This window comes from Sphingomonas sp., assembly GCF_036731925.1.
Lineage (GTDB): Bacteria > Pseudomonadota > Alphaproteobacteria > Sphingomonadales > Sphingomonadaceae > Sphingomonas.
In genome coordinates, this window is record NZ_DAINDJ010000002.1 from 864720 (window position 1) to 880236 (window position 15517).

General features: G+C 67.1%; 17 protein-coding genes. 10 read left to right on the forward strand and 7 right to left on the reverse strand.

Features of this window, described 5'->3' with window-relative positions; genetic code table 11:
- Positions 1–70: 70 nt before the first annotated feature.
- Genes rimI through V7E00_RS13665 form a run of 4 tightly spaced genes read right to left on the reverse strand, consistent with a single transcriptional unit; the run spans position 71 to position 2443 of the window.
- Positions 71–556: a ribosomal protein S18-alanine N-acetyltransferase gene (rimI, locus tag V7E00_RS13650; protein ID WP_333573185.1), complete on the reverse strand. Its 486-nt coding sequence runs from the start codon at positions 554–556 to the stop codon at positions 71–73.
- Complete coding sequence (gene tsaB / locus V7E00_RS13655; protein WP_333573186.1) at positions 553–1194, reverse strand: tRNA (adenosine(37)-N6)-threonylcarbamoyltransferase complex dimerization subunit type 1 TsaB; 642 nt, start codon at positions 1192–1194, stop codon at positions 553–555. Before tsaB ends, rimI begins: the two co-directional genes overlap by 4 nt.
- Before the next feature lie 32 nt (positions 1195–1226).
- A complete protein-coding gene (locus tag V7E00_RS13660) occupies positions 1227–1820 on the reverse strand; it encodes a malonic semialdehyde reductase (protein WP_333573187.1) in 594 nt (197 codons plus the stop codon).
- 47 nt (positions 1821–1867) lie between these two features.
- Entirely contained in the window at positions 1868–2443 is a 576-nt protein-coding gene (locus V7E00_RS13665; RefSeq protein ID WP_333573866.1) for a NifU family protein, read from the reverse strand.
- Between the two features lie 198 nt (positions 2444–2641).
- Between V7E00_RS13665 and lnt the strand changes: the two genes are divergently transcribed.
- The 7 genes from lnt to V7E00_RS13700 all read left to right on the forward strand — a co-directional run bounded on the left by lnt (position 2642) and on the right by V7E00_RS13700 (position 9448).
- On the forward strand, positions 2642–4201 hold the full coding sequence (gene lnt, locus V7E00_RS13670; protein ID WP_333573188.1) for an apolipoprotein N-acyltransferase: 1560 nt from the start codon (positions 2642–2644) through the stop codon (positions 4199–4201).
- Between the two features lie 73 nt (positions 4202–4274).
- Positions 4275–5486, forward strand: a complete 1212-nt coding sequence (gene metK, locus V7E00_RS13675; RefSeq protein ID WP_333573189.1) for a methionine adenosyltransferase — start codon at positions 4275–4277, stop codon at positions 5484–5486.
- 148 nt (positions 5487–5634) lie between these two features.
- Positions 5635–6390: an EAL domain-containing protein gene (locus V7E00_RS13680; RefSeq protein WP_333573190.1), complete on the forward strand. Its 756-nt coding sequence runs from the start codon at positions 5635–5637 to the stop codon at positions 6388–6390.
- 90 nt (positions 6391–6480) lie between these two features.
- Positions 6481–7242: an EAL domain-containing protein gene (locus V7E00_RS13685; protein WP_333573191.1), complete on the forward strand. Its 762-nt coding sequence runs from the start codon at positions 6481–6483 to the stop codon at positions 7240–7242.
- 154 nt (positions 7243–7396) lie between these two features.
- Entirely contained in the window at positions 7397–8137 is a 741-nt protein-coding gene (locus V7E00_RS13690; protein ID WP_333573192.1) for an EAL domain-containing protein, read from the forward strand.
- Positions 8138–8187: 50 nt separating this feature from the next.
- Positions 8188–8868 carry a tRNA (guanosine(46)-N7)-methyltransferase TrmB gene (gene trmB / locus V7E00_RS13695; RefSeq protein ID WP_333573193.1) on the forward strand — a complete coding sequence of 227 codons (681 nt, stop codon included), beginning with the start codon at positions 8188–8190 and terminating at the stop codon, positions 8866–8868.
- The gene (locus tag V7E00_RS13700) at positions 8855–9448 is read left to right on the forward strand and encodes an NUDIX hydrolase (protein WP_333573194.1); all 594 of its coding nucleotides are present in this window, start codon (positions 8855–8857) and stop codon (positions 9446–9448) included. The genes trmB and V7E00_RS13700 overlap by 14 nt, the downstream gene beginning before the upstream one ends.
- Here the strand turns inward: V7E00_RS13700 and V7E00_RS13705 are convergent.
- Positions 9424–10470 carry a GNAT family N-acetyltransferase gene (locus tag V7E00_RS13705; protein ID WP_333573195.1) on the reverse strand — a complete coding sequence of 349 codons (1047 nt, stop codon included), beginning with the start codon at positions 10468–10470 and terminating at the stop codon, positions 9424–9426. The two genes, V7E00_RS13700 and V7E00_RS13705, sit on opposite strands and share 25 nt — an antisense overlap.
- 85 nt (positions 10471–10555) lie before the next feature.
- On the opposite strand from V7E00_RS13705, the gene V7E00_RS13710 reads away from it, so the two are divergent.
- The 3 genes from V7E00_RS13710 (at position 10556) to V7E00_RS13720 (ending at position 12632) form a co-directional block, all read left to right on the forward strand.
- Positions 10556–11011, forward strand: coding sequence for a DUF2721 domain-containing protein (locus V7E00_RS13710; protein WP_333573196.1), 456 nt, complete (start codon positions 10556–10558; stop codon positions 11009–11011).
- 62 nt (positions 11012–11073) lie between these two features.
- Positions 11074–11559, forward strand: a complete 486-nt coding sequence (gene purE / locus V7E00_RS13715; RefSeq protein WP_333573197.1) for a 5-(carboxyamino)imidazole ribonucleotide mutase — start codon at positions 11074–11076, stop codon at positions 11557–11559.
- Positions 11556–12632 carry a 5-(carboxyamino)imidazole ribonucleotide synthase gene (locus tag V7E00_RS13720; RefSeq protein WP_333573198.1) on the forward strand — a complete coding sequence of 359 codons (1077 nt, stop codon included), beginning with the start codon at positions 11556–11558 and terminating at the stop codon, positions 12630–12632. The genes purE and V7E00_RS13720 overlap by 4 nt, the downstream gene beginning before the upstream one ends.
- 25 nt (positions 12633–12657) lie before the next feature.
- Here V7E00_RS13720 and V7E00_RS13725 read toward each other — a convergent pair whose 3' ends face one another.
- Both V7E00_RS13725 and V7E00_RS13730 read right to left on the reverse strand, forming a co-directional pair.
- Positions 12658–12978, reverse strand: coding sequence for a hypothetical protein (locus tag V7E00_RS13725; protein ID WP_333573199.1), 321 nt, complete (start codon positions 12976–12978; stop codon positions 12658–12660).
- Between the two features lie 53 nt (positions 12979–13031).
- Positions 13032–15335 (reverse strand): glycosyltransferase, encoded by a 2304-nt coding sequence (locus V7E00_RS13730; RefSeq protein WP_333573200.1) that lies wholly within the window; start codon positions 15333–15335, stop codon positions 13032–13034.
- Positions 15336–15517: the final 182 nt, after the last annotated feature.

The window sequence follows — 15517 nt, forward strand, 5'->3', positions numbered from 1 at the left end:
TATTCTTCTGTCGCCTGAATCGCCCTATCGACCGAAGCACAGCGCTTTGCAAGAGATCAAGTCGCAATTGTTATAATTTTTGCGACAAGGAACGTGCCAAAGTGAGAGCATCCAACGCTTCACCGCTAGTACCGCGATAATAGCCACGTCGTTCACCAACCTTTTCGAAGCCCTCACGATGATAGAGGCGGATGGCTCCATTGCCGGCGCGGACTTCAAGATGCACCTTGGTCGCGCCGCGATTGCGCGACTCAGCAATCACTGCGCGTAACAACGCACCACCCACGCCCCGACCGCGCGCCGCAGGGCTGGTTGCGAGCAGCAACAATTCGGCTTCATCCAGCATCGCCCGTGCCATTGCGAAGCCGCAGTCGCGCCCGTCGATGCTGGCAACCAGCAGCCACACGCCGGAAAGCGCCATCATCCCCATGCACTGGGGCTGGGTCCACGCCTCGCCATAGGCTGGGTCGAACGCGGACTGCATGATCCGGCTGACCGATGGCAAATCCTGCACCCCGCCTTCGCGCAGTTCGATGGGCCGGGGTGCGCCGCTCATGCCAGGCCCCGCTCGGCGAGGGTCTTTGCGTCAGGGCCGCGCCCGTAGAGCGGGCGCGGCGGCAGATTGATGCATTCCGGGGGAAGCAGTACGGCGTCGGCGGCGCGAGGCAGCGCTTCGCGCAGGTCCAGCCCTTCGGCCAGCGCCGCGAGATGGCGCACCCCGCTGCCGAGGGCGGGGCGACCGTCCAGGCTGGCAAGCGCTGCATCTGGGCGCAGCGACGCCAGCGGCGCGGTATCGACCAGCGGCCGGGCGAAATGCTGGACGAACACTTCGCCGTGCCCGCCTTCGAGCACGACGGAAAGCCGCTCCAGCGCGGGATCGGCCGCAAGACCCGCCGCGGCGAGCAGTGCCAGCGAGGAATAGCCCTGCACCGGCACCCCCCAGCCGATCGCCAACCCCCGCGCGGCGGCGAGCCCGACGCGCACGCCGGTGAAGCTACCGGGGCCAACGTCGACAAGGATGGCATCGGCGCGCCCGCCTCCCGGCAGTTCGCCGATCATCGGGACCAGCCGCTCGGCATGGCCGCGGCCGACCAGTTCATGCCGTTCGGCGAGAACGGCGCCGTCCGCCAGCAACGCCACCGAACAGGCGGCAGTGGCGGTTTCGATCACGAGCAGTCGCGGGGCTTCAGCCATCGGCCCGGGCTAGCCAAAGAAACGGGGCCAGGTCAAATCACCGTGTTGAACTGGTCGAATGCCGGACGCGGCGAACGCGCATGAATGGTGGACGGATCGCCGACGCCGAGCGTCGCGATGAAGTTCGACTTCACGCCCGGCTGGTCGGCGAAAAAGGCTTCATCGACCTTGGCATTGTCGAAGCCGGACATCGGACCGGTATCGAAGCCCAGCGCACGCGCCGCGATGATGAAATAGGCACCCTGCAGCGAGGAGTTGCGGAATGCCTGCTCGCGGCGGCCTTCCTCTGTCGGGAACCAGTTCTTCGCTTCGGGAGCGTGCGGGAAGAATTCTGGCAGATGTTCGTGAAAGTTCACGTCATAGCCGATGATCACGGTGGCCGGTGCCTTGCGGATCTTGTCGGGATTGCTGCCGGTGGAAAAGCTTGCCAGCTTGTCCTTGGCATCCTGGTCCAGCAGCCACACGAACCGCGCCGACTGCTGGTTGACCGAGGTTGGCCCCATCTTGAGCAAGTCGTAGATCGCCTCGATGTCCGCCCGAGTCACCGGCGCATCGGTGTAGCCGTTAAAGCTTCGCGCGGTGCGGAAGATGGTGTCGAGGGCGACGTCGTTCAGCGGCTGGCCCATGGCCTGCGATCCTTTCTGTTTTCGGAGAAGCGAAGTACGGCGCGCGATCAGATCGCGCGCACCTCGGTGACTTCGGGCACGTAGTATTTGAGCAACTGCTCGATGCCGTTCTTGAGCGTCGCGGTGGACGAGGGGCAGCCAGAACAGGCGCCCTGCATCTGGAGGAACACCTTGCCTTCGTTGAAGCCACGATAGACGATGTCGCCGCCATCATTGGCGACTGCCGGACGGATGCGCGTGTCGATCAGCTCGCGGATCTGCGCCACGATGTCGGCATCTTCCGGGTTGTCCCCGAAATCTGCACTCTCCGGCGGCACGCTGAAGCCGGCGGCGGAGCCCTGCAGGAACAGCGGCATGTTCGCCGAGAAATGATCAAGCAGGATGCCGAGCACATCCGGCTTGAGGCCGATCCAATCGACGCCGGGCGCCGCGGTAACGGAGATGAAGTCACGGCCGAAGAACACGCCGGTCACGTCGCCGAGCGCGAACAGCGCGGTGGCAAGCGGCGAAGCCTCGGCCTCTTCGGGACTGGCAAAGTCGCGGGTGCCCGCCTCCATCACGATCCTGCCGGGCAGGAACTTGAGCGTGGCGGGGTTTGGCGTGGCTTCGGTCTCGATCAGCATGGCGCTCACATGGGCGCGTCCTTGCGCCGGATCAAGCGGGAGGAAGGGAACGCTGCGTTGCCCGCCCGCGGCGGTGCCAGATAGAGCTTAGAGCCCGTTTGGAAATTCGCGAACGAGCGAATTTCAAGGCGGTGCGCATTTCCAAACAGCCTCTTAGCCCCTCCCCCTCGCCACCGGCATCGTGTAGGCCCCGCCGCGATGTTTAGCCGTCCGTTGCTCGTTTCGCTGATCCTCGGCATCGTCTCCGCCACCGGCTTCGCGCCGCTGGAATGGTGGCCGCTCACCCTGTTCTGCTTGGCCGGACTGTTCGCGCTTATCTACGCAGCGCAGACGCTCCGCTCCGCCCTGCTGCGCGGCTGGCTGTTCGGGCTCGGCCATTTCACGCTCGGCGACAACTGGATCCAGCACGCCTTCGACTTCCAGGACAAGATGCCACCGGTACTCGGCTATTTCGCCGTGGCCCTGCTGGCCGTGTACCTCGCAATCTACCCGGCGCTGGCGATGGGCGCAGCCTGGGCATTCGCCCGCAAGGTGAAGCCAAGATCCAGCTGGATCGAACCCGATCTCGGCTATGTGCTTGCCGCCGCCGCCGCCTGGATGGTCAGCGAATGGCTGCGCGGCGTGGCCTTCACCGGCTATCCGTGGAACCCGCTGGGCGTACTCTGGGTGCCGGTGCCAGGAGTACGCAACCTCGCTGCGCTGATCGGCACCTATGCGCTGTCCGGCCTGACGGTAGCGATCGCCGGCTGCCTCTACCTCGCCTTCCAGCGCCAGTACCGGCCGCTCCTCGCCGCCGGTGTCGCGCTGCTCGCGCTGAACCTCTTCTGGTCGGATCGCTGCGACCATATTCGCTGCATCAGCACGGCCAGCGGCACGGAAGTCGTCATCGTCCAGCCGAACATCGGCCAGGACGCGGTCAGCCGCCCCGATTACGCCGAATACCTGCTCAACCGGATGATCGCGCTCAGCGGCAAGCCCGGCGCGCTGCCCCGCCTGGTCGTGTGGCCGGAGGGCATGGTCGATTACTTTGTCGAGGACGGCTATCCGGTCCAGTGGTACCGGCAGGACCCCCGCCTTGTCCGCGCCCGCATCGCCGCAATGCTGGGCCCCTGGGACCAGGCGCTGATCGGCGGCAACGCGCTCGAATTCGGCCGCGACAGCCAGCTGCAGGGCGCGGGCAATTCGGTCTGGGCGCTCGATTCCGCAGGCATGCTCGGCGGCAGGTACGACAAGGCGCATCTAGTGCCCTATGGCGAGTATCTGCCGATGCGCCCGCTGCTCGCGCCGCTCGGGCTCGCCCGGCTGGTGATGGGCGATGTCGATTTCCTGCCCGGGCCCGGCCCGCGCGCGCTTTCCGTGCCAGGCTTCGGCAATGCCGGCATCCAGATCTGCTACGAGATCATCTTCTCGGGCCAGGTCGTCGATCGTACCCATCGCCCAGACTTCCTGTTCAACCCTTCCAACGACGCCTGGTTCGGCGCCTGGGGCCCGCCGCAGCACCTCGCGCAGGCCAGGCTGCGCGCGATCGAGGAGGGCCTGCCGATCCTGCGCTCCACGCCTACCGGTATCTCCGCGCTGATCGACGGGCATGGCCGCCTGCTCGGCACGATCCCCGCGGGCGAGGCGGGCGCCATCCGCCTGCCCATGCCGCGACCGCTGCCGCCCACCTTGTTTTCAAAGCTGGGCAACTGGATGGTGCTGCTGGTCGCTGCGCTTACGGGGTTGTTCGCGATTGCCAATCGGCGATGGGCTCGCTAGGGAGCACATATAAGGAAAGCTTTATATGGGCATGGCAACGGCCCGGCGATCCTTCCCAACCTGAGGAATTTACATGCGTTCCAACTATCTCTTCACGTCCGAGTCCGTTTCCGAAGGCCATCCGGACAAGGTCGCCGACCAGATTTCCGACTCGATCGTCGACCTGTTCCTGTCGAAGGATCCCGAAGCGCGTATCGCTTGCGAGACGCTGACCACCACCCAGCTCGTGGTTCTTGCCGGCGAAATCCGCTGCAAGGGCGTGTACGAGAACGGTGCCTGGGCCCCGGGCGCGCAGGAAGAGATCGAGAAGACCGTGCGTGAGACGGTGAAGCGCATCGGCTATGAGCAGTCGGGCTTCCACTGGCAGACCTTCCGCTTCGAGAACAACCTGCACGGCCAGTCGGCGCACATCGCGCAGGGCGTGGACGCGAGCGGCAACAAGGACGAAGGCGCCGGCGACCAGGGCATCATGTTCGGTTTCGCCTGCGACGAGACCCCGGACCTGATGCCGGCGACGCTCTACTACAGCCACAAGATCCTCGAGCGCATGGCCGCCGATCGCCACTCCGGCGCGGCGCCGTTCCTCGAGCCCGACGCCAAGAGCCAGGTCACGCTGCGCTTCGAGAACGGCAAGCCGGTTGCAGCCACCGCCATCGTCGTCTCCACCCAGCACGCGCCGGGCTATGACACGGGCGACAAGGAAGCCGAGCTGCACACCTATGTGAAGAAGGTCGTTGCCGACCTGCTCCCCGCCGAGCTGCTTTCGGACGCCACCGAATATCACATCAACCCGACCGGCTCGTTCGAAATCGGCGGCCCGGACGGCGACGCCGGCCTGACCGGCCGCAAGATCATCGTCGACACCTATGGCGGCGCTTCGCCCCATGGCGGCGGCGCGTTCAGCGGCAAGGACCCGACCAAGGTCGACCGTTCGGCGGCGTACATCACCCGCTATCTCGCCAAGAACATCGTGGCGGCCGGCCTCGCCGCGCGTTGCACGATCCAGCTGGCCTACGCGATCGGCGTGTCGAAGCCGCTGTCGCTCTATGTCGATACCCACGGCACCGGCACCGTCGGCGACGACAAGATCGAGCAGGCGATCCAGGGCATCGAGAAGCTGGGCGGCCTCACCCCGCGCGGCATCCGTACCCACCTCGGCCTCAACAAGCCGATCTACCAGCCCACCGCGGCCTATGGTCACTTCGGCCGCAAGCCCGAGGGTGATTTCTTCCCCTGGGAGCGCACGGACCTCGTCGAGGACCTGAAGGCTGCACTCGCCGCCTGATCGGTCTTTCTGATCCGAAGATGAAATCGCCCCGCCGGCACCTGCCGCGCGGGGCTTTTTCATGCGCGCGTCGCCCGCTCGTTTCACCGCCGGCCTATAAGAATCCTCGAGCCCGCCATGGTTAACGCGGGCAGTGGAGGAAGTACGGATGGTTCTCGACGCAGAGGACTGGCAGCCCGCACCCGAAGCCGGGCTGCACCTCGCCTTTCGGCCGGTGCATGACGTCATCACCGGCCGCGTCTATGCCTATGAAGCATTGCTGCGCGGCCCCGACGGCGAGGAGGGCGACGAGATCCTCGCCCACATCCCGTCCGCACGCCACGCCGAGCTGGACCGGCGCATCGCCGCCGCCGCCGTCTATCGTGCGATGGACGCCGGACTGGGGACGATGCCCGCGCGGCTGCTGATCCCGATTCTCGCGCCGCAGGCGGCGCCGGCTGGTTCGTCGCTCGCCGCCGCGATGGAAGCCGGTCGCCGGACCGGGCTGGTGCCCGAGCGCATGATCTTCGGCATCCACGACTTTGCCGACGTGCCCGGCCAGCACCTCGCCGACCTTGTCGACGGACATCGCCGCGCCGGCAGCCTCAGCGCCTTTGTCGGGCTCAGCCATGATCCGATCGGGTTCACCCCGTGCGTGCGCTATCGGCCGGAGATGGTGCGGCTCGATCCGGAGCTGGTCAACGGCATCGACTCGAGCTGGTCGCGCCGCCTGATGCTGGAGGAACTGGCGCCGCGCCTGCGCGACCTGGGCATCCGCGTGATCGCCGACGGCGTGGAGCGCGAGCCCGTGCTGCAGCGGCTGCGCAGCTTCGGCATCTTCCACGTCCAGGGCGAGATGGTCGCGCCCCCGATTCCCGGCGCACTGCCGCCGACGCGGATCGTGCGGCCCGCCGCAGCGGCCTGACCATGGTGTTACCCCGAGCGTCACCGTCAACGCTCGGGTAATCACTTTCGCCGTAGGTTGGTGCCAGGGGATCAAGCGTGGAGATGCCCTGTGCTCGACCAAACCGCCACCGCCCCCCTTCAGGAAGCGCTTCGCCGGGACTGGTTCGCGATGGCGTTCCAGCCGGTCGTCAACACCTCTACCCTGATCGTCACTGCCTATGAAGCGACGTTCCGCGGCCCCGACGGCGAAGCACCCGCCGCCTTTGTGGAGACGCTGGCCGAGGATAAGCGCGCCACCTTCGACCTGCGCTGCCGAGTCGCCGCCATCGAGCAGGCGATGGCGCTGGGCATCACGGAACGCCATACCCGCCTCGCAATCAAGGTGATGCCGCGCTACATCACGGATCCCGAGGCCGATGCGGACCGCATGCTGCGCATCGTCCGCCGCCTGGGCTTCCCGGCGCGCGAGCTGGTCTTCGAGTTCAGCGACCGCGACCATCTCGAAAGCGACAAGATGCTGGGGCTGATGAAGGCCTATCGCAAGCAGGGCTTCCTGATCGCCTTCGACGATTTCGGCGCGGGCGACATGGGACTGGACCTCGTCTCCGCTTTCACCCCCGACACGCTGAAGCTTGCCCCCGAACTGGTGCACAGCCTCAGCAGCAGCTGGGCCAAGCGCATCGTCGTCGAGCGTGTGGTGGAGATCGCCAAGAAGGGTCGCATCCGGCTGATCGCCGAGGGCGTCTCGACTCGTGCGGAGCATGATCGGCTGCGCTCGCTGGAGGTGACGCTGATGCAAGGCGACCTGATTGCGCCCGCCCAGGTGGGTGCGCTCCCCGCGCCTGCGCTACGGCTGGACGCAGCGGCCTGAGGGCGAATCGCAGAATCGTTTGCAGATGCGCAATGCAAGCATCGTAGAATCCCCAACCGGTTGAATCCGCTGCGGCGACGCACGGAATGGGCCGGTTGGGCCGAATTGGGTACCCAGGCTTCAGGTTCACGAGAATCGCGTAAAGGAGCACATCATGGCTACCACGATGGATCTTCGGATCGACCTGCAGCCGATCACGGCCCAGGGCACCACCGAACCCTTCGCCTGGCATGTCGGGATCCATGCGCGTCCGCAGGCCTTCCACACCGTCGATGCCATTCTGCCGCGGGAAGATCGCGTGGAACTGGAGGCCGTCCGCCTCGATCGTGCCTTCGCCGTTGCCGCCGAAGCCGGTCTGGTCGACGCGGGTACGCTGTTGGTTGTTCCGGTCCAGCTCTCCACCGGCACGCCCGATCGCCTGCTCACCCACCTGTTCCGCGCTGCGCTGCGTCACCGCGTCCCGCTGGACCGCGTCGTCGTGGAGATCAGCGCCGACGAGACGGCCGATCGCGACGCCGCCGCTGCGATGATCCACGCGTGCACCGATCGCGGCATGATGATCGGCCTCGGCGACTTCGCCGCCGGTCCGCTGGCACTGGGCCTGCTCGCACATTGCTCGCCGCGCCTGATTCGCCTGGCGCCTGCGCTTGCACACCGGCTCGATGTTGCCCCGGCGCGTGCCCGCCTGGTCGAAGGCGTGCTGCGCCTCGCCCGCGGCATGGGCGTCACCGTGGTCGCGCCTGCTCCCACCGAGGAAGCCGAACAGCGCGCCGCAGCCGCCGCCGGCCTCCGCCATTTCCAGGGCGAACTCCACATCGCGCGCCGCATCCGCCGCTACACCCGCCCGGTGCGTCGCTGGGGCGCGCCCTGCGCCGGGATGCGCATCGCCGCCTGATCCAGCGCGGATTTGCCAGCGCGCGGCAGCACGACTATGCGCTGCGCCCCATGGCCGATCCCATCACTCTCCGCCGTCTCTATGGCCGCCGCCAGGGCCACAAGCTCCGCCAGGGCCAGTCCGCGCTCGTCGAGGAACTGCTGCCGCAGGTGAGCGTGCCCGACGCCGGCCCGCTCGACGCGCAGACCCTGTTCGGCGACGACCGCCCGCTCGAATTCGAGATCGGCTTCGGCGGCGGCGAGCATCTTGCCGGCCAGGCGACGATGCGCCCCGATCATGGCTTCATCGGCTGCGAACCCTTCCTCAACGGCGTGGTCGGTGCGCTGAACCATATCCGCGACGGCGATCTCGCCAATGTTCGCCTGCACATGGGCGACGCGCTGGAGGTGATGGAGCGGCTTCCCGATGCGAGCCTGTCCCGCGTCTACCTGCTCCACCCCGATCCCTGGCCCAAGGCGCGCCATGCCAAGCGCCGCATGGTCAACCACGGCCCGCTTGACCTGATCGCCGCCAAGCTGAAGCCCGGCTGCGAATTCCGCCTCGGCACGGACGACCCCACCTATTGCCGATGGGCGATGATGGTGCTGGGCCAGCGCAAGGATTTCGTCTGGCAGGCGCAGACCGCGCAGGATTTCCTCACCCGCCCCGCCGACTGGCCGGAGACGCGCTACGAGCGCAAGGCGCGCCGCCAGGGCCATGAGGTCTGGTATTTCCGCTATGTCCGGGTCTGAACCCGGCCACCGCATCGAAAGCGTCGCCACGGTCTATGAAGGCTGGGGCCGGCTGCTGTTGGCTACGCTGCGCACCCCCGACGGCAGCCAGATCCTCCGCCAGGTCGAGGATCATGGCGATGCCGTCGGCGTCCTTCCCTATGATGCGGCGCGGGGCACCGTGCTGCTGGTTCGCCAGTCGCGCCCGCCGCTGATCTTCCGGGGCGAGACCGATTCGGTCTACGAGGTGCTCGCCGGCCGCATCGACGCCGGTGAAGATGCGGAGGCGACCGCCCGTCGCGAAGCCCTGGAGGAATGCGGCGTTGCGCTGAATACCCTGGCGTTGGTCGGCCATTTCTTCTCGATGCCGGCAGTCTCCACCGAACGGCTGAGCCTGTATCTCGCGCCCTATAGCCTCGCCGATCGCACAGGCGCCGGCGGCGGCCTCGCGCACGATCATGAGGATATCGAGGTCATCGAGATGCGGCTCGACGAGCTGTGGGCGATGGGCATGCCGGCGCTGGCCGACATGAAGACCGCGATTCTGGTGCTCGCGCTTCGCGAACGCCTTGCCGCTCAGGCCTGGCCGCCGACCGGCTGACGGCTGCGCCGCCAGCGCCTGCGCAGCAATCGCGCAGCCAGCGCCTCCAGGCCCGGCCGTACCAGGATCCAGTCGCGCATCGCCGGCCCCTTCCGCGCCCCCAGCGCCTGCTTGTACCCGCTGTCTCCCGCGCCCCAGTCAACGCTGGTCACGCCGTGCACGCGCATGCGCACGAAGTCCCGATAGGCAAGCAGCCGGCCCGGCGAATGCTGCGCCACCGCCGGATCATAGCTGTTGGCGATCACATGGGCGTGCGCACCCGTGACCAGCCCGAACGCGAAGGCCATCGCGCGCCCGTCGACCCGCAACACCGCGGCGCGGAACATCGCCGCCAGCGCCGGGTCCCGCGCCGCGGCACGCCAGAAGGCGCCGTGCCCTTCCACGGTGAACTTCGCGTCGCGGCCATCGGTTCGCGTGCCCACCCAGCTACGCCGTTCGAGATCGGCAAGGTCGTCAAAGGGCGGGGGGCTCCATTCCCAGGCAACGGCGCCCTCGCCCGCGAGGCGCTTCTCCAGATACCGGTTCTTCCGCAGCGTCGCTGCGCGGGGCCAATCCTTGCTTGTCGGCAGGTCCAGCAGAAAGCTGTCCGCCAGGTGCCGGTCAAGCAGCGTCCAGCCTCTGGCAACCGCCGCCGCCCTCAGCCATTCGAGCGCCGGATCACCGTCCTGCACCGGCCCGATCCGCAGCGCCCGCACCTGCCGGGCCAATCCGGCAAGCAGCGCCCCTGCCGCCGCCCGGCTGGCCCCCTCGGCTACCGGGAAGCTGCGGAACGGCCAGTAGCAGCCGGGAACCTCCGCCAGTCCCAGCCAGCGCGGCCCCTTCGCCACCAGCGGCAGTGCGGCCACCGGCGAGCCGTCGGCCTCCACCACCAGCGTCCGTGCGCTGCCGCCATAGGCTTGCAGCGCCGCAGCGTACCAGCCGCGCCGGAGGAAGCGGAGACGTTCCGGCGCATGCTCCGCCACCACGTCCAGCGCGTCGGCAAGGCCCTCCACGGTGCGCAACATCGGGTCTGGGGGAACCATGCCCTTGGCTTACGCCATTACCCCTTACCATACGGTGCAGCCCATGCTTGCGCCGCGCGCATTACCCCTTGCATAAGGAGCACGCATGGAAGGTCCCTATCTCTCCACCGTCTCGGAAACGATCCAGGCTGCGATCGCGCCGGTGTTCCTGCTCGCTGGTATCGGCGCGTTCCTTAACACGATGGTGGGGCGCCTCGCCCGCATCGTCGATCGTGCGCGAAACATCGAGGAACTGCACCCCCGCTCCAGCGGCCCCGAGCATGACCGGCACGTCTGGGAGCTGCGGATCATCGATCGCCGGATTTCCGTGATCAACAATGCGATCTTCCTCTGCACCGCCAGCGCGCTCGCCATCTGCATGGTCGTGGCGCTGATGTTCGTGTCGCGGCTGGCCAATCTGCATGTCGGGATCTGGGTGGCGGTGGCGTTCATCATCTCGATGCTGCTGCTGATCGCCGGCCTGCTCTATTTCCTCGTCGAGGTACGGATGTCGCTCAAGGCGATCCATGTCCGCCAGGAACTGCTCGAACTCGATTCGTGACCCATTGCCCTGAGGGCCCTGCCTGACTAACACCCCGCTTCCATTCCACGGTCGGGCAGGCAATGGCGCACGCACCTCTTATCGGCATCATCATGGGCAGCACCTCCGATTGGGAGACGATGCGCCACGCGGCCGACATCCTCGCCGAGCTCGGGGTTCCGCACGAGACCAAGGTCGTCTCGGCCCATCGCACGCCCCAGCGGCTCTATGATTATGCGACAGGTGCCGCGGATCGCGGCCTGAAGGTGATCATCGCCGGCGCCGGCGGCGCGGCGCACCTGCCCGGCATGGCAGCGGCGATGACGCATCTGCCGGTGCTGGGCGTGCCGGTCGAATCGAAGACGATGAAGGGCCTCGATAGCCTCTATTCGATCGTCCAGATGCCCGGCGGCATCCCCGTAGGTACGCTGGCGATCGGCAAGGCCGGCGCCAAGAACGCCGCGCTGCTCGCCGCCGCGATCCTCGCCACCGCCGATCCGGCGCTCACCGAGCGGCTGATCGCCTGGCGCACCGCGCAGACCGAAAGCGTGGCGGAGGACCCGGCATGAGCGACATCCTCCCCCCCGGCTCGACCATCGGCATCCTCGGCGGCGGCCAGCTCGGCCGGATGATCGCGGTTGCGGCCGCCAATCTCGGCTATCGCACCCATGTCCTCGCCCCCGACGAGGAAAGCATCGCCGCGCAGACCGCCTCCAGCTTCACCCGCGCCGATTATCACAGCCATATCGTGCTCGACGAACTGGCGAGCCACGCCGACGTGATCACCTACGAGTTCGAGAATGTCGCGCTCGCGCCGGTCGCGCACCTCGCGAGCAAGGTGCCCGTCCGCCCCGGCGCCAAGAGCCTGGAGATCGCGCAGGACCGCGCCAACGAGAAGTCGTTCGTCGCGGCGCTGGGCGGCCGCACCGCGCCCTGGGCGCTGGTCACCACCCGCGACGAGCTGCACGCCGCGATCGCCCGCATCGGCGCGCCGTCGATCCTGAAGACGCTGCGGCTCGGCTATGACGGCAAGGGCCAGGTGCGCCTGCACGACGCCTCCGAAGCAGAGGCGGCCTGGGCGGCGATCGGCGAGCGCCCGGCGATCCTCGAAGGCTTCGTCACCTTCAGCCACGAATTCTCGATCATCACCGTGCGCGGGCTCGACGGTACGCTGGCCAGCTATCCGCCGCCCTGGAACGAGCACAAGGACGGCATCCTCGCCCGCTCCACCCTGCCCGCTCCCGCCGAGATCGCCCGCCACTGGACCGAGGCGGCAGCGCTTTCCGGCCGAGTCGCCGAGGCGCTGGGCCATATCGGCGTGCTGACCTGCGAGTTCTTCGCGACCGATGCGGGCCCGGTGTTCAACGAAATGGCACCGCGCGTCCACAATAGCGGCCACTGGACGATCGAGGGCGCCGAGACCTCGCAGTTCGAGAATCATGTCCGCGCGATCTGCGGCTTGCCCCTGGGCTCGACCGCGCTGACCGGCAGCCATGTGGAAATGGAAAACCTGATCGGCGACGAAGCCGACCGCTGGCCCGAACTGCTCGCCGAGCCGGGCACCCATCTCCACCTCTACGGCAAGGGCCAGGCCCGGCCAGGCCGCAAGATGGGGCATGTCACGCGGGTGAAGCGCGGCTAAACCGCGTCACCCGCGCCGAGGAGGCTTAATTCCCCTCCGAATCGACGACGAAAACCTCGGGCTTGCCTCGCGACAGGAGATCCCAGCCCGCCGACAGCGCGGATCGGACGCAGCGCGTGATCGTCGCATCGTCGAGCTGGAGACGGCCGCGAGGAAGCCCCTTCAGCAGCCGCTTGGGGGCCGGGAATTCCAGCCAGGCCTCGCGTTTGGCATCGCGCTGGGCGACCGCGATGGTCATCCCCTTCCAGCCCTCGTCGTCCGACAGATGGGGCTCGCGCTGCAGACGCCAATCATAGGTCACGCCATCCAGATCGATGGCACCGCTGGTGCTCAGGGATTTCGACATTGGGGCCCCTTAGCATGGGAACTGCGCCAACGCACGGGCGCAGCCCCGCCGTCCTACTGCACCAGCCCCGCCACGATCGGCAGCGCCGAGGCGAAGATCGTCGGCAGGCCGTTGTGGATGTAGATCCACTTGGCATAATCGAGGAAGATATCGGTGCGATAGGCCGTCACGTCGTTGCCGAAGGCGAACAGCACATAGTCGTTCCCCAGCCGCTCGGTCAGCGCCGTGCTTTCGGCGGGGTCCATGCACTGGACCTCGAAATGGATCACCGCCGGGCGGCAGCCATGGTTCAGCACATCGTCGATGATCACCTTGTCCATGCCCTCGGCGTCGATCACCAGGATCTCGGGGGTCCGGCCTTCCGCCTGTGCCGCCAGCGCATCGAAGCCGATCACCTGCACAGTGATGCGTTCGATGCAGGTACCGATGCGGCGCGTCGTCTCCGCGTCGATGGTCAGGCCGCCGATCGCGTTCTTGTCGTCATAGACCGAGGAAATGCCGAGCACCCAGCGCGGCAGGCCTGCTGCCGCCGCCTTGTCCGGATTGATCGCGTTGAGCACCAGCGGCTGCCCGTCGATGCTATAGGCACGCTGCACCGGTACGGCGTTACGGTTGTTCGCATAGCCGCGCGCCAGCATGTCGAACATATAGGGGTTCGGCTCCAGCAGCAGCGCGGGCGGATCGTAGTTCACCAGCGCCGACCGCAGCGGATCGACCAGCACGCCGTCTGCCGCGCCGATCTGCCACACCATGCGGTCGGGGTTCTGCTCGAGCAGCCAGTGGACGATCTTGTCGAACGCGAACGCCGGGCGGTCCGCCGGCGCGACCGTCAGGCTGCTACTGAGGAACTGCGCCGCCTCGGCAGCCATGGTGCGCCCTTCGGCAATGACCTTCAGCACGAGCTGGAGATCCGCGGCCCATTTGTCCTCGAACCCCTCCAGGATGCCGCCGGCATCGACCAGGTCGCCCTTGCCGAGCAGATCGAGCGCCTTGCTCTTCTTTAGCTCGGGCGGGAGCCAGGCCCCGCCCCAGACATGGATCCCCAGCGTGTTGCCGAGGTCCTTGCGCCGGATCGAGGACAGCGGGGCATCGTACAGATAGGGGTAGAAGCTTTCCGGCGGCAGGCGACGATGCGCGTGCTTGGCCAGATATTTGCCGAACAGCCAGGGACCGGTCGTCACGTTGGGGCGCGATTCATCGGGCTCGGCGGCGAGGATATGGTCGATCAGGTCGCGGAAGATCGGGTGGCCCGCCGGCGTGCCGATAAAGCCGATGGAGCAATATTCGGTAGCGTCGGTTTCGTTGCAGACGGTGAGCTCGCGGCACATCTCCTCCGGCACAAAATGCGCGTAAGGCATGATGTCGCAATCGAGATAGATGCCGCCATGCGTGTAGAGGATCTCGTAGCGCGCGAGATCGGCACGCGAGACATGGCTGGCGAAGCGATCGAGCGCCGGGCGCGACAGCGTTAGCGTGTCGAGATCGCGATCGGTCCAGGTGCGGAAGTCGCTGTCCGGATATTGGCGCTGCCAGGCCTGCCAATAGGCTTCGTAGGCGGCCGGGATCGGCCGGGTGCCAAACCAGATCCGGTGGAAAGTGGTGCGCGCGCCGGGCACGCTCTCTGCGGCGGCAGCCGGGGCGGGGCGCACGGCGGCGACCGGCGCGGGTTTCGCGCGCTCGACCGGGGCCGGGGCCGGTGCCGACGCGGGCGCTGCGTCCGCTACGACTTGCTGATGCAGCTCGTCATAGATGTCGAGCGTGCTGCCCCAGAGCTGGTCGGCATAGACCGGGCCCGGCCCTTCATATTTCACGCCGGAGAAGTGCTCGGGGATGAAATAGTGGCTCGGGTAGATCCGCAGGCCGTGATAGCGATATTCGCGATAGGAGTCGGTGAGCCGCTTCGGGCCGACGCTTTCCCACGCCATCCGATCGACCACCGTGGTTTCGTTGTAGATGTCGCCGATGATCTGCGCGACGAACGGGTTCTTCGGCTGCGCGGCGAAATAGCCCGCCGCGATCAGTCCGGGCCGCGCCATTTCGCTTTCCCAGCAGGCAAAGGCCTCGCAATCGAGCAGATGATCGTCGAGCGGCCGCACGCACACGCTGTCCGCGTCGACGACGAAGCCGCCATGCTCGTACACGATCTCCCAGCGCATCATGTCTGCCACGCCGTTCAGCTCGCGCGCGGACATTTCGCTCATGTGGCGACCGTTGATCCAGCCGCGCTGCTGCAGCGACTCATTGCCCCAGATCATGATCTCCCAGCCGGGATTGCGGGTGCGCCAGGTATCGATGCAATTGTCCGGCCGCTTGGTTTCGTCACCCACCCAGATGAAGTGCAGAATCTTGGGTATCATGCAGCAGTCCTTTGATCCGATGGACATGGCGCGCGCGCAGCGTGTCCTTTCCCCGACGCAGCCCAGCCCGGGCGCAGGCGGGCATGGCCGCGCGCATCCGGAAACAGGGAAGTGCTGTACGTCTTATAGACGCCGGGCGCCGCAAGGGTCCGGCCGGATGAAGACTTGATTCAGCATAGTTG

Excerpts from the sequence above, each read along its gene's own strand:
- V7E00_RS13665 (WP_333573866.1), bottom strand. The coding sequence starts at position 2,443 with ATGCTGATCGAGACCGAAGCCACGCCAAACCCCGCCACGCTCAAGTTC.
- lnt (WP_333573188.1), top strand. The coding sequence starts at position 2,642 with ATGTTTAGCCGTCCGTTGCTCGTTTCGCTGATCCTCGGCATCGTCTCC.
- V7E00_RS13725 (WP_333573199.1), bottom strand. The coding sequence starts at position 12,978 with ATGTCGAAATCCCTGAGCACCAGCGGTGCCATCGATCTGGATGGCGTG.
- rimI (WP_333573185.1), bottom strand. The coding sequence starts at position 556 with ATGAGCGGCGCACCCCGGCCCATCGAACTGCGCGAAGGCGGGGTGCAG.
- V7E00_RS13705 (WP_333573195.1), bottom strand. The coding sequence starts at position 10,470 with ATGGTTCCCCCAGACCCGATGTTGCGCACCGTGGAGGGCCTTGCCGAC.
- V7E00_RS13720 (WP_333573198.1), top strand. The coding sequence starts at position 11,556 with ATGAGCGACATCCTCCCCCCCGGCTCGACCATCGGCATCCTCGGCGGC.
- V7E00_RS13660 (WP_333573187.1), bottom strand. The coding sequence starts at position 1,820 with ATGGGCCAGCCGCTGAACGACGTCGCCCTCGACACCATCTTCCGCACC.
- V7E00_RS13680 (WP_333573190.1), top strand. The coding sequence starts at position 5,635 with ATGGTTCTCGACGCAGAGGACTGGCAGCCCGCACCCGAAGCCGGGCTG.
- tsaB (WP_333573186.1), bottom strand. The coding sequence starts at position 1,194 with ATGGCTGAAGCCCCGCGACTGCTCGTGATCGAAACCGCCACTGCCGCC.
- purE (WP_333573197.1), top strand. The coding sequence starts at position 11,074 with ATGGCGCACGCACCTCTTATCGGCATCATCATGGGCAGCACCTCCGAT.
- V7E00_RS13690 (WP_333573192.1), top strand. The coding sequence starts at position 7,397 with ATGGCTACCACGATGGATCTTCGGATCGACCTGCAGCCGATCACGGCC.
- V7E00_RS13700 (WP_333573194.1), top strand. The coding sequence starts at position 8,855 with ATGTCCGGGTCTGAACCCGGCCACCGCATCGAAAGCGTCGCCACGGTC.
- trmB (WP_333573193.1), top strand. The coding sequence starts at position 8,188 with ATGGCCGATCCCATCACTCTCCGCCGTCTCTATGGCCGCCGCCAGGGC.
- V7E00_RS13710 (WP_333573196.1), top strand. The coding sequence starts at position 10,556 with ATGGAAGGTCCCTATCTCTCCACCGTCTCGGAAACGATCCAGGCTGCG.
- V7E00_RS13730 (WP_333573200.1), bottom strand. The coding sequence starts at position 15,335 with ATGATACCCAAGATTCTGCACTTCATCTGGGTGGGTGACGAAACCAAG.
- metK (WP_333573189.1), top strand. The coding sequence starts at position 4,275 with ATGCGTTCCAACTATCTCTTCACGTCCGAGTCCGTTTCCGAAGGCCAT.